Genomic DNA, 11,158 nt, shown 5'->3' with positions numbered 1-11,158 from the left:
GGGGCGACGGCCGTTCAGGTCTCGTCGGAGAGGGGCTCGGCGTCGATCCCGTCGTCGTAGGCAGCCAGTTCCCCGCGCACCGGGCCCAGCAGGGGCTTGTCCAGCGGGCGACACACCCGGCTTTGCAGGCGCTTGAGGCGCTCGGACCGTTCCATCGCGTCGAGCACGGACTGCGGATCCATCATCAGGGCAAAGGGGTTGGCGGTGGTGTGCAGGCGGGTCATGGGACGGCTCCTCGGGCGTTGACCATGACGTCACTGTAGGCCGGCCATGGCCTCATCGACAGTGGACGCCTTGCCAAAGCGGCTGTCAGCGCGATTCCGACACGCTGTCGGGCCCGCCAGAGCGCATGGACGAGCGGCGCTCGAGGTCCCGCGCCAGGTTCACGCGGTCGACCGAGCGCGCGAAATCCGCCGCCGTCAGGCCATCCTGATTGCGCAGCCGCGGGTCGGCCCCGGCCTGCAGCAGGGCCCAGGCGCCAGCCTCGCTGCCGTGGCGCGCGGCCATCATCAGGGGGGTGTTGCCATTGGGCGCGCGCGCATCCAAGGGGGCGCCGTGGCCGATCAGCAACTGCACCAGGCGGGGGTCGGCCCCGGCCGCCGCGTAGTGCAGCGGTGTCCAGCCGGGCCGCTCCAGCCGGGCGCCGCGCACCAGCAGCGCCCGGGCCAGTTCCCACTGCCCGCGCAGCGCCGCCAGCATCAGAGGAGTCTCGCCCGCGGCGTTGGGCTCGTCGAAGCGGAAGTCCGGGTGGCTCACCAGCGCCAGCGCCGCGGCATAGGCTTCGTAGTGGAAGGCCAGGCTCAGCGGGGTTCGGCCTTGCGGGTCGATCGTGTTGGGGTCGAAGCCGCGGGCAAACAAGGCGCTCAAGCTGCGGGGGTCGTCGGCACGGATGGCGCGGAAAAAATCGTCATAGGAGTCGGCATTCGCGGAAGAAAATAAAGTTATGACAATGAGATAAATGAATCTTCTCAAGTGATTCATGAGCATCTGACTGCCGGGGTTGCGAGGCATCAGTCCGCCGCGGGGATGCCGAACAGGCGCTCAAAGTTGCGACGGGTCGCCTGCGCCACCGTCTCGACGCTCAGGCCTTTGAGCCGGGCCAGTTCGGCAGCCACGTAGGGCACGTACGAGGGGTTGTTCTGCTTGCCGCGGTGCGGCACCGGGGCCAGGTAGGGGCTGTCTGTCTCGATCAGGCAGCGCTCCAGCGGCACCTCGGCGGCCACCTCGCGCAGCTCGGCCGCGTTCTTGAAGGTCAGGATCCCCGAAAACGAGAGGTAGAAGCCTCGCTCCAGGACGGCCCGTGCCACGTCACGGGTTTCGGTGAAGCAATGGAAGACCCCGCCGACCTCAGCCGCCCCCTCCTCGTCGATCAGGCGCAGCGTGTCCTCGGCGGCGGAGCGGGTGTGGATCACCAGCGGCTTGCCGGTGGCCCGTGCGGCGCGGATGTGCACGCGGAAACGCTCGCGCTGCCAAGCCATGTCGGCCACTGTGCGCGTGCCCAGGCGGTAGTAGTCGAGGCCCGTCTCCCCCAGGGCGACGACCTTGGGCCGCGCGGCCAGGGCGATCAGGTCGTCCACCGTGGGCTCACGCACCCCTTCGTTGTCGGGGTGCACGCCGGCGGTGGCCCAGAAGTTGTCGTGCTCGCGCGCGAGCGCATGGACCTCGTCGAACTCCTCCAGTGTCGTGCAGATGCACAGGGCCCGGTCCACGCGGGCTTCGGCCATGGCGGCACGGATCGCCGGCAGGTGTTCACGCAGTTCAGGAAAACTCAGATGGCAATGGGAATCGACGAACATGGCATGGAGGGCTTCGGCACGGACTGTGCAGAGTGCAGTGTGCCGCAGGCGGCCGCAGCCCGCACCTGCGGGCGCGGCTGCCCGCAGGCCCTGCGGGGACACACCGGGCCGGGCCCCGCGCCCACTCAGAGGGTCTGGGTCGGTTTGGCCGACTGGATCGCCGTGCCCAGCAGCTCTTCGATCTTGAGCTTGAGCAGACGTGATTTCTCGTCGCTGGGAAAGCGCACGCCCACCCCCTGGGTGCGGCCGCCCGAGGCGTTGGCCGGGGTGATCCAGGCCACCTTGCCCGCCACGGGGTAGCGCTGGGGGTCGTCGGGCAGCGACAGCAGCAGGTAGATGTCCTCGCCCAGCCGGTACTCGCGAGTCGTGGGGACGAACAGACCGCCGTCGGCGAACGCCGAGATGTAGGCGGCATACAGGGCGCCCTTCTCGCGAAACACCAACTGGATCACGCTCGGACGCGCCGGCGAGCCCCCGACGGCGGACGGGGTCAGGATGTTGGGTGGGCGGCTGTTCGGTTCGCTCATTCGGCGCAGTGTAAGGCGCGGCTTGCGCTGCTCACAAGGGATTCGGTGGCCAGGCCGGCGTGCCAGGGATGCTCGTCGTGACGTGCCACACGCTTGAGCTCGGCGTGCCAGGCCAACATCGGGGCCAGCCGGGGCTGCAGGCCGGCCCAGGCCTGCGGTGCGAAGTAGCGCGGTGTGCCGCCGACGGCCAGTCGCAGGCCATCCTCGCAGCATCGGTTCAGCGCGTCCACCAGCATCGGCACCGACCAGCCCGCCACCGCCCCGACCTCCCCGGCCGCGAGTGCGCGGGGCAGGCGCGTCCAGGCCTCGGGACGCACGCCCTGGCGGTGCAGTTCGAACGCGGCCAGCGGCAGCCCCCCGGCCGCATCCAGCAGCACCTCAGGAGATTCCACGCCCTGCTCACCCAGCCAGGCCAGGGCCTGATCGCGCGGCACACTCGGCAGCGGCACGAGCTGACAGCGGCTGCGCAGCGTGGGCAGCAGGCGGTCGGGTGCCCCGGTGCACAGGATGAAGCGGGCTTGCCCCGGGGGTTCTTCCAGGACTTTGAGCAAGGCATTGGCCGAGACGGCGTTCATGCGTTCGGCCGGGTGGATCAGCACCACCTGGGCCCGGCCCCGCGAGGACGTCTGCTGCGCAAACTCGATCGCGGCGCGCAGCGCCTCGACACGGATGTCCTTGCTCGGTTTGGCCTTGCTCGAGGCGGCGTCACCCTCGGAAGGAAGCACCCAGCCCAGCGTCTCGGCCAGGGCCTCGGGCACGAGCACGCGCAGATCCGGGTGCGTGCGCGAGTGCACCAAGGTGCAGGCCGCACACCGGCCGCAGGCCGTCGCGTCGGCCCGCGGGGCCTCGCACAGCCAAGCCTGGGCCACCGCCAGCGCGAGTTCGAATTGGCCTGCCGCCGCCGGGCCGTGCAGCATCAGAGCGTGGCCGCGCTGACCGCGCAGGACAACCGGCAGCAACGGTTCCAACCAAGGCAGGGGCATGGTCACAACCCCCGGGCCGCCAGGGCAGCCTCCACCTGCGCGCGCACGGCCTCGAGCGGGGCGTCGGAATGGATCATGACGAAGCGTTGCGGATGCGCCCGCGCGCGCTCGCGGTAGCCTTCGGCCACCCGCTCGAAGAAGCGCTGCGGCTCCTGTTCAAAGCGGTCGGGCACGCGGGCATGCGCCAGGCGCTGCGCCGCCACCGCCGGCGGCACGTCGAACCACAGGGTGAGGTCGGGGTGCCGGCCCTCTTGCACCCAGGCTTCGAGCTGGGCCAGCACGGCCGTGTCGAAGCCGCGTCCGGCCCCCTGGTAGGCAAAGGTCGCATCGGTGAAGCGGTCGCAGACCACGGTGGCCCCGCGGGCCAGGGCGGGCTCGATCACCTGGCGCAGGTGGTCGCGCCGCGCGGCGAAGATGAGCAGCGCCTCGGTCAGCGCATCCATCGGCCGGTGCAGGATGAGCTCGCGCAGGGCCTCGGCCAGTGCGGTGCCGCCCGGCTCGCGCGTGTGCACCACCTCGCGCCCGCGGGCGCGCAGGCGTTCGACCATCGCCGTCACATGGGTCGACTTGCCGGCGCCGTCGATCCCTTCGACGGTGATGAAACGGCACTCGGTCGTGGACACGGGTGGCATCAGGGGCCTCCACGCTGGTAGCGGTTGACGGCACGGTTGTGCTCGGTCAGGGTTTCGCTGAACACGCTGGTGCCGTCACCGCGTGCCACGAAGTACAGCGCCCGTGTGGGTTGCGGGTTCACCGCCGCCAGTAACGAGCGCTTGCCCGGCATCGCAATCGGTGTGGGCGGCAGGCCGCTGCGGGTGTAGGTGTTGTAGGGGGTGTCCGTCTCGAGGTCGCGCCGGCGCAGGTTGCCGTCGAAGGAGGCCCCCAGGCCGTAGATGACGGTCGGATCGGTCTGCAGCCGCATGCCGATGCGCAGGCGGTTGACGAAGACCCCGGCCACCAGGCCGCGATCGGCCTCCAGGCCGGTTTCTTTCTCGACAATGGAGGCCAGGATCAGCGCCTCCTCGGGCGTGCGCAGCGGCAGGTCGGGCGCGCGCTGCTCCCAGGCGGCGGCCAGACGGCGTTCCATCGCGTGCAGGGCCCGGCGCAGCACGGCCAGATCACTGCTGCCACGGCTGTAGGCGTAGGTGTCCGGGAAGAAGCGGCCCTCAGGGTGCACGCCGGGGCGTCCCAGGGCTGCCATCACCTGGGCGTCGCTCATGGCCGCCGTGTCAGCGCGCAGGCCTTCGGCGCGGGCCAGCTCGGCGCGGAACTGACGGAAGGTCCAGCCCTCGATCAGACGCACGGTGACCAGCGTCTCATCGCCCAGCACCATCTTTTCCAGCAGCGCGCGCGGGGAGGTGCCCGCGGCGACTTCGTAGCTGCCGGCGCGGATGCGGCGCGCCTGCCCGGACCAGCGGAACCATTCGTAGAGCAGGCTCGGCGAGGTCTGCACGCCCGCGGCCACCCAGGCCTCGGCGATGGCGCGCGGACTCATGCCCGGCTCCACCGAAAGTTCGACGGTGGGCGTCGCCAGGCTGAGCGGGCGATGCAGCCACCAGACCGCCGCACCAGCCAGGGCCAGCGCGGCGAGCACACACAGGAGCAGCAGGCGTCGCAGCAGTTTCATCGGGGTCCAGGGCCGGCAGGCCCGCCCCGCGGCGGGCAGGGACTCGGGGCCGTGATCATAATAGACGCATGACTGCTGCCCCGGACGAGACCCTGGCCCTTGCCGCCGCGCGCCTGGAAGGCGCCACTCCCCTGCCCCACCTCGGTGTGATCCATGCCACTGGCGAAGACGCCGCCAGCTTCCTGCACGCCCAGCTCACCCAGGACATCACCCACCTGCCCCCGGGCGAGGCCCGCCTGGCCGGCTATTGCTCGCCCAAGGGGCGGCTGCTGGCGACCTTCGTCGTCTGGCGCGAAGACGCCGACTGTATCGCGCTGGCCTGCAGCGCCGATCTTCTGCCCTTCGTGCTGAGGTGGCTGTTGGTGTTTGTGTTGCGTGCCGATGTGTGGCCCGGCGATACCTCCCCGCAGCGGCGCGTGGTGGGCCTGGCCGGGGGACCGGCACGGCAGGTTCCGTTGGCCCAACCCTGGGCGATGGCTGAATCCTGGGGGGGGCGGCTGATCCGCCTGCCCGAGGTGGGCGGCCAGGCACGCGCTGTGTGGGTGGGCCCGGCCGAGGCCGCTGCACCCGCCCTGCACAGCCCCGGCACGCTCAACGAGGCCGGCTGGCAATGGCTGGAGGTGCAAAGCGGCATCCCGCGCATCACGGCGGCCACCGCCGACCAGCTCGTGCCGCAGATGGTCAACCTGGAAAGCGTGGGCGGCGTCCACTTCAAGAAGGGGTGCTACCCCGGCCAGGAAGTGGTGGCCCGCAGCCAGTTCCGGGGCACGCTCAAGCGCCGCGGCTTCCTCGTGCACGGCCCGGCGGCACTCGCGCCAGGTCAGGAGATCTTCCACAGCGACGACCCCGCTCAGCCCAGCGGGCTCGTCGTGCTGGCCGCGCCCGATCCGCGGGGGGGGTGGGCCGGTTTGGCCGAGCTGAAGCTGTCGGCCACCGAAGGCGGCACGCTGCACGCCGGCACGATGGATGCGCCGGCGCTGCGGCTGTCGCCGGTGCCCTATCCGCTGCTGACCGATGTCTGAGCCGGCCCGCAGCCGGCCGGCCTGCCGCCAAGCCGCTGAAAGGCGCCGTCGGCTCGCAGACGCTCGGGCATGTCCCCGGGAGATGGCGTGACTTCCTCCACGTCCCAGCCGGCCGGCGGGGGCGGCGCCCCTGCGGAGGAGCGCTGGCTTTTCATCTACTATCGGGTGGCTTCGGCAGACGCCGTGGCGGCCGCTGCGGCCGTGCGGCAACTGCAGTCCCGCCTGCGCCAGACCTGGCCCGGACTGCAGGCCCAGTGGCTGAGGCGCCCCGAAGAGAAGGACGGCATGCAGACCTGGATGGAGATCTACGCCCGACCCGGCGGCATCACGGCCGAGGTCCAGGCGCACATCGAGGACGAGGCCCGTGCGTTGGCCCCCTGGTGCCGCGGGCCCCGGCATGTGGAAGTCTTTGTGCCATGTGCCTCGTAGGCCTGGCCATCGATGCGAGCCGCCGCTTTCCGTTCGTGGTGGCGGCCAACCGCGACGAGTACTTCGACCGGCCGACAGCCCGGCTGGGCTGGTGGCAGCCGTCGCCGCAGGGGCCGGAGATCCTTGCCGGACGCGACCTCAAGGCCGGCGGCACCTGGATGGGGCTGACGGCTGCCGGAAGGTTCGCGCTGGTGACCAATGTGCGCAACCCGAAGGACATCGACCCGCAGGCCCCGTCCCGCGGCGAGATCGTGCCGCTGTGGTTGCGCGGTGATCTCTCGATGGACCGCTTCTGGATGCAGGTGGGGCTGTCGGGTTACAACGGCTTCAACGTCATCGCGGCGGATTTTGCCGAGGGCGACTGCTTCTGGGGCTCGAACCGGGCGCGTTTCCCACAGCGGCTGGAGCGGGGGGTGTACGGCCTGTCCAACGCCCTGCTCGACACGCCATGGCCGAAGGTGGAGCGTCTCAAGCAGCGCTTGCGCGCTGCCTTGCGCGAGGCCGACACGGCCGATGGCCTGGCCGAAGCGCTGTTTGCTGCGCTGGGTGACCGCACGGTGATCGCTGACGAGTTCCTGCCCCACACCGGCCTGTCGCCGGAGTGGGAGCGCTGGCTCTCGCCGGCCTTCATCCGCACCCCCGATGGGCGTTACGGCACCCGTGCCTCGACGGTGATCATCACCGAGCGGGTGGGTCGCCGGCTGGTGACCCACGTGATCGAGCGCAGCTTCAGCAGCGCCCGCGGCCCCGGGGTGGCGCTGCTGCGCCGCTCGCAGCTCAAAGGCTGGCCGCCCCGTTCGGTGCGCACACGCGGGTCGGTCGAGGCCGCACAGGCCTCGGGACGCGCCGGTCAGCCCTTGACGTCGGGCCTGTCTACCGGGCCCTGAGGCGGCGTCCGAGAGGCGCCAGCCTCACAGCGTCTTGACCATCTCCACGTGGGGGATGCCCACCTCGTCAAACTGCGGCCCTCGCGGCACGAAGCCCGAGCGTGCATAGAAGGAGGCGGCCGAGGTCTGCGCGTGCAAGACGGCCTCACGATAGCCCTGCTCGCGGGCGGCCTGCATCAAGGCCTCGAGCACGGCCCGCCCCACCCCGCCGCCACGCATGGTGCGCAAGGCCGCCATGCGGCCGATCTTGGCCACACCGGGCACATGCTCGAGCAGGCGGCCGGTGGCCAACGGCATGCCGAAGCGGTTGTAGGCCACGGCATGCAGGCTGGTGGCGTCGGCCTCGTCCCACTCCATCTCGGGGGGGATGCGCTGTTCTTCGATGAACACGGCGCGGCGGATCGCATGAGCGTGCTCGCCCAGTTCCGCCCAGGATCCCAGCCGGACTTCGACCATCGGCTGTCCGGCTTCGAAGGCCTGCAGGATTTCACGCAGGGCCGGTGGCACGGACTTGGCGCTCTGGGTGTCCGGGTCGGCGAACACATAGATCAGCTCTCCGCTGATGAGGTGTTCGTCCTGGCGGAAGATGCCCAGCGTGAACTGCATCGACGAGTTGCCGATACGCGCACAGCGCGCGCCCACCTCGAGCAAGTCGTCATAGCGCGCAGAGGCGTGGTACTCGATGCTGGCCTTCTTCACGTACAGATCGCCGCCGAAGGGTTTCAGGGCGTCCGGATACGGCAGTGCCAGAGCCCGCCAGTAGTCGGCCATGGCCGTGTCGAAGTACATGAGGTAATGCCCGTTGAACACGATGTTCTGGGCATCGATCTCGGCCCAGCGCACCCGCAGGCGATGGAGGAAGCGGAAGTCACTGCGTTTCATGGGGCGGTCCCGAAGGTGTCGCGCAGTCGCGCGGCAATGGCGGCATGGGCATGGAGGGCTTCCGGCAGGGCCCGTCCCATCTTGATGAAGTCGTGGGTCACCCCCCGGTAGACCTCCAGATCCACCGGCACGCCGGCCATGCGCAGCCGGTCGGCATAGGCGATGCCCTCGTCCACCAGCGGGTCCGCCTCGGCCAGGCCGACCCAGGCCGGAGCCACGCCGTCGAGATCGTCGGCCATCAGGGGGGCGAAGCGCCAGTCGGTGCGCTGATGGGGGTCGATGTAGTGGTTGAAGAACCAGTCGATGGCCGGTCGCTCGAGGAGGTAGCCCTGTGCGAAGCGTCGGTGCGACTCGGTGTCCTGGTGAGCGGCGGTGCCCGGCGTGATGAGCACCTGCAGGGCCAGCTCGAAGCCGGCATCGCGGGCCAGCAGGGCACACACCGCTGCCAGGGTACCGCCGGCACTGTCGCCGCCTACCGCCAGGCGCGAGCCGTCCAGCCCCCAGGCGGGCGCCTGCCGTCGCAGGTCCTGCAAGGCGGCCCAGGCGTCGTTCACGGCCGTCGGGAAACGGTGCTCCGGGGCGAGCCGGTATTCCAGCGACACTACCGCTGCGCCGCTGAGCCGGGCGATCTGACGGCACAGGCTGTCGTGGGTCTCGATGCCGCCGATGGTGAACCCCCCGCCGTGCAGGTAGAGCATGGCCGGCAACCGTTGGTCCGAGACCGCGTACAGCCGTGCGGGCAGCACGGCGCCGCCATGGCCGGCGAGGTGGCGGTCCTCCACGCGCGCCAGCGGGGCCCGCGGCAGGTCAAGGATCTCCGCGGCGGCCAGATAGGCCTGGCGGGCCGCGGACACCTCGAGCTGGTGAAAGGGCGTGAAGTTGGCGCGGCGGATGCGGTCGATCACGTCGCGCATGCGGGGGGTCAGCAAGGAGGCGTCTGCAGGAGGGCTCACGGACGGGTTGGGAGGGGTCTGAGCCGTGCGACCCGCAGGCGGGTGACGCACAGGTGTCATGGTGCATCCGGATGGCTCCGGGACAATGCCGCAAGCATACTGATTCTTTCCACGGTCTGCCGCCCTGCCTCACCGCCATGGCCCTCATCCACTACATCACCCAGATCCAGTTCGATTTCGGTGCCGTGCGCCTGCTGCCCGGCGAATGTGAGCGCATCGGCATGCGCCGGCCGCTGGTGGTCAGCGATGCCGGCGTGAAGGCCGCGGGGGTACTGCAGCGTGCGCTGGACGCCTTGCAGGACGTGCCGGTGGCGGTGTTCGACCAGACGCCGTCCAATCCCACCGAGGCGGCCGTACGCGCTGCGCAGGCGATCTATCAGGCCCAGGGCTGCGACGGGCTCATCGCCGTGGGAGGCGGCTCCAGCATCGACCTGGCCAAGGGCGTGGCCATTGCGGCCACACACGACGGACCGTTGAAGACCTACGCCACCATCGAGGGCGGCAGCCCGCGCATCACCGCGCAGACCGCCCCGGTGATCGCGGTGCCCACCACCGCCGGCACCGGCAGCGAGGTGGCCCGCGGCGCCATCGTGATCGTCGACGACGGCCGCAAGCTGGGCTTCCATTCCTGGCACCTGGTGCCCCGGGTGGCGATCTGCGACCCGGAACTCACCCTGGGCCTGCCGCCCCTGCTCACGGCGGCCACGGGCATGGATGCGATCGCCCATTGCATGGAGACCTTCATGGCGGCGGCCTTCAACCCGCCGGCCGACGGTATCGCGCTCGACGGCTTGGCGCGTGGCTGGGCTCACATCGAGCGTGCCACGCGCGATGGCCGTGACCGCGAGGCCCGCCGACAGATGATGAGCGCCTCGATGCAGGGCGCCCTGGCCTTCCAGAAGGGGCTGGGTTGTGTGCATTCGCTCAGCCACAGCCTGGGCGGCGTCGACCCGCGGCTGCACCACGGCACGCTCAACGCGATGTTCCTGCCCGCGGTGGTGCGCTTCAACGCCGGTGCCGATTCGGTGCGCGCCGAGGCCCGGCTGGATCGCATGGCCCATGCGATGGGCCTGCGCTCGCCCGGGGACATTCCCGAAGCCATCCGCGACATGAACGCGCGGCTGGGGCTGCCCAGGGGGCTGGCCGCGATGGGGGTCACACCCGAGCTGTTCGACCACGTGATCCAAGGAGCCCTGGCCGACCATTGCCACAAGACCAATCCGCGCGAGGCCAGCGCCGAGGACTACCGCGCGATGCTCGAAGCCTCGATGTAGCAGCGGGTTCTCGGTGTCGGCGTGCGTTGTGTGTCGCTCTCTCCGGCACGTGTGAAGTGGGGATTCCCCCCTCTTTTGGGGGGCGGTGCGGTCTCGTCCGATCACTAAACTCAGCCCCCTCGGCATGATTGCCGGCTGTTTCACATCGACCATAGGGGTGCCCATGTCCTTGATCCGTGATCGCTCGTCCCTGCGCCGGCAGGGTTCGCTCTGCATGACCCTGCTGGCCAGCATGGCCCTGGCCGGCTGCCTGGCCACCTCGCCCAAACTCGGGGAGAACAAGGGCACGGTCAGTGGCGCCGCGGGGGGCGCATCGGCAGAAAACAACAACACCGAACTGGAGCGTTGCAGCGAGTCGCTGGGCACACTGGCCATCGACGAGGACACCACCGCGCCTTGGTTCCAGACCCTGCGGGAATACCAACTCGGCTCCACGATCCCGGTGCTGCGTCTGATGATTCAGCAGTCCAATTGCTTCGTCATCGTCGAGCGCGGCAAGGCGATGAACAACATGATGCGCGAACGCGACCTCGCCCGGGGTGAGGAAAGCCGCGCAGGCAGCAACTTCCATCGCGGCCAGATGGTTGCCGCCGACTACACGATGAGCCCGTCGATCCACTTCTCCGGACGCACCGGCGGTGGCGGCGGCGGCCTGGGAGGCGTCGGCGGTGGCCTTCTCGGTCTGGTGGCCGGCAGCGTCAGCAAGAACGAGGCCTCCACCACCTTGCTGCTGGTGGACAACCGTTCGGGCGTGCAGATCGCCGCCGCCGAGGGGACG

At 70.3% G+C, this 11,158-nt stretch carries 14 protein-coding genes; 5 read left to right on the top strand and 9 right to left on the bottom strand.

Going from position 1 to position 11,158, the window contains the following annotated elements; translation table 11 throughout:
- Positions 1-14 precede the first annotated feature (14 nt).
- The 7 genes from ACK42S_RS11465 to mltG form a co-directional block, all read right to left on the bottom strand.
- The gene (locus tag ACK42S_RS11465) at positions 15-224 is read right to left on the bottom strand and encodes a hypothetical protein (protein ID WP_409707279.1); all 210 of its coding nucleotides are present in this window, start codon (positions 222-224) and stop codon (positions 15-17) included.
- Between the two features lie 85 nt (positions 225-309).
- Positions 310-972 (bottom strand): ankyrin repeat domain-containing protein, encoded by a 663-nt coding sequence (locus ACK42S_RS11460; protein ID WP_409707276.1) that lies wholly within the window; start codon positions 970-972, stop codon positions 310-312.
- 38 nt (positions 973-1,010) lie between these two features.
- Positions 1,011-1,796 carry a TatD family hydrolase gene (locus tag ACK42S_RS11455; protein ID WP_409707273.1) on the bottom strand — a complete coding sequence of 262 codons (786 nt, stop codon included), beginning with the start codon at positions 1,794-1,796 and terminating at the stop codon, positions 1,011-1,013.
- A 125-nt stretch (positions 1,797-1,921) separates the two neighbouring features.
- Positions 1,922-2,323 (bottom strand): PilZ domain-containing protein, encoded by a 402-nt coding sequence (locus ACK42S_RS11450; RefSeq protein WP_409707270.1) that lies wholly within the window; start codon positions 2,321-2,323, stop codon positions 1,922-1,924.
- Positions 2,320-3,282: a DNA polymerase III subunit delta' gene (holB, locus tag ACK42S_RS11445; RefSeq protein ID WP_409707267.1), complete on the bottom strand. Its 963-nt coding sequence runs from the start codon at positions 3,280-3,282 to the stop codon at positions 2,320-2,322. The genes ACK42S_RS11450 and holB overlap by 4 nt, the downstream gene beginning before the upstream one ends.
- Before the next feature lie 26 nt (positions 3,283-3,308).
- Entirely contained in the window at positions 3,309-3,938 is a 630-nt protein-coding gene (gene tmk, locus ACK42S_RS11440) for a dTMP kinase (RefSeq protein ID WP_409707264.1), read from the bottom strand.
- The gene (mltG, locus tag ACK42S_RS11435; protein ID WP_409707261.1) at positions 3,938-4,933 is read right to left on the bottom strand and encodes an endolytic transglycosylase MltG; all 996 of its coding nucleotides are present in this window, start codon (positions 4,931-4,933) and stop codon (positions 3,938-3,940) included. Before mltG ends, tmk begins: the two co-directional genes overlap by 1 nt.
- 68 nt (positions 4,934-5,001) lie before the next feature.
- Between mltG and ACK42S_RS11430 the strand changes: the two genes are divergently transcribed.
- The 3 genes from ACK42S_RS11430 (at position 5,002) to ACK42S_RS11420 (ending at position 7,271) form a co-directional block, all read left to right on the top strand.
- The gene (locus tag ACK42S_RS11430; RefSeq protein ID WP_409707258.1) at positions 5,002-5,955 is read left to right on the top strand and encodes a YgfZ/GcvT domain-containing protein; all 954 of its coding nucleotides are present in this window, start codon (positions 5,002-5,004) and stop codon (positions 5,953-5,955) included.
- Positions 5,956-6,042: 87 nt separating this feature from the next.
- Complete coding sequence (locus tag ACK42S_RS11425; RefSeq protein ID WP_409707255.1) at positions 6,043-6,384, top strand: DUF4936 family protein; 342 nt, start codon at positions 6,043-6,045, stop codon at positions 6,382-6,384.
- Positions 6,372-7,271 (top strand): NRDE family protein, encoded by a 900-nt coding sequence (locus ACK42S_RS11420; protein WP_409707252.1) that lies wholly within the window; start codon positions 6,372-6,374, stop codon positions 7,269-7,271. The genes ACK42S_RS11425 and ACK42S_RS11420 overlap by 13 nt, the downstream gene beginning before the upstream one ends.
- A 24-nt stretch (positions 7,272-7,295) precedes the next feature.
- Here the strand turns inward: ACK42S_RS11420 and ACK42S_RS11415 are convergent, their stop codons facing one another.
- Positions 7,296-8,153 (bottom strand): YbgC/FadM family acyl-CoA thioesterase, encoded by an 858-nt coding sequence (locus tag ACK42S_RS11415; protein ID WP_409707249.1) that lies wholly within the window; start codon positions 8,151-8,153, stop codon positions 7,296-7,298.
- Positions 8,150-9,067, bottom strand: a complete 918-nt coding sequence (locus ACK42S_RS11410) for an alpha/beta hydrolase (RefSeq protein ID WP_409707282.1) — start codon at positions 9,065-9,067, stop codon at positions 8,150-8,152. The genes ACK42S_RS11415 and ACK42S_RS11410 overlap by 4 nt, the downstream gene beginning before the upstream one ends.
- 176 nt (positions 9,068-9,243) lie before the next feature.
- On the opposite strand from ACK42S_RS11410, the gene ACK42S_RS11405 reads away from it, so the two are divergent.
- Positions 9,244-10,380 (top strand): iron-containing alcohol dehydrogenase, encoded by a 1,137-nt coding sequence (locus ACK42S_RS11405; RefSeq protein ID WP_409707246.1) that lies wholly within the window; start codon positions 9,244-9,246, stop codon positions 10,378-10,380.
- Between the two features lie 163 nt (positions 10,381-10,543).
- Positions 10,544-11,158: CsgG/HfaB family protein (locus ACK42S_RS11400; protein ID WP_409707243.1), on the top strand; the 615-nt coding region annotated here is incomplete at its 3' end.

The sequence above is a fragment of the Caldimonas sp. genome (assembly GCF_046289365.1).
In the GTDB taxonomy this organism is placed as follows: domain Bacteria; phylum Pseudomonadota; class Gammaproteobacteria; order Burkholderiales; family Burkholderiaceae_C; genus Caldimonas.
The sequence above is the reverse complement of the archived record's forward strand: the minus strand, read 5'-3'. Positions and strand labels throughout refer to the sequence as shown.

What these genes read in the sequence shown, in the direction of transcription:
- ACK42S_RS11420 (WP_409707252.1), top strand. Translation starts at nt 6,372, where the DNA reads ATGTGCCTCGTAGGCCTGGCCATCGATGCGAGCCGCCGCTTTCCGTTC.
- ACK42S_RS11410 (WP_409707282.1), bottom strand. Translation starts at nt 9,067, where the DNA reads ATGCGCGACGTGATCGACCGCATCCGCCGCGCCAACTTCACGCCCTTT.
- ACK42S_RS11405 (WP_409707246.1), top strand. Translation starts at nt 9,244, where the DNA reads ATGGCCCTCATCCACTACATCACCCAGATCCAGTTCGATTTCGGTGCC.
- mltG (WP_409707261.1), bottom strand. Translation starts at nt 4,933, where the DNA reads ATGAAACTGCTGCGACGCCTGCTGCTCCTGTGTGTGCTCGCCGCGCTG.
- ACK42S_RS11415 (WP_409707249.1), bottom strand. Translation starts at nt 8,153, where the DNA reads ATGAAACGCAGTGACTTCCGCTTCCTCCATCGCCTGCGGGTGCGCTGG.
- ACK42S_RS11450 (WP_409707270.1), bottom strand. Translation starts at nt 2,323, where the DNA reads ATGAGCGAACCGAACAGCCGCCCACCCAACATCCTGACCCCGTCCGCC.
- tmk (WP_409707264.1), bottom strand. Translation starts at nt 3,938, where the DNA reads ATGCCACCCGTGTCCACGACCGAGTGCCGTTTCATCACCGTCGAAGGG.
- ACK42S_RS11465 (WP_409707279.1), bottom strand. Translation starts at nt 224, where the DNA reads ATGACCCGCCTGCACACCACCGCCAACCCCTTTGCCCTGATGATGGAT.
- ACK42S_RS11455 (WP_409707273.1), bottom strand. Translation starts at nt 1,796, where the DNA reads ATGTTCGTCGATTCCCATTGCCATCTGAGTTTTCCTGAACTGCGTGAA.
- ACK42S_RS11430 (WP_409707258.1), top strand. Translation starts at nt 5,002, where the DNA reads ATGACTGCTGCCCCGGACGAGACCCTGGCCCTTGCCGCCGCGCGCCTG.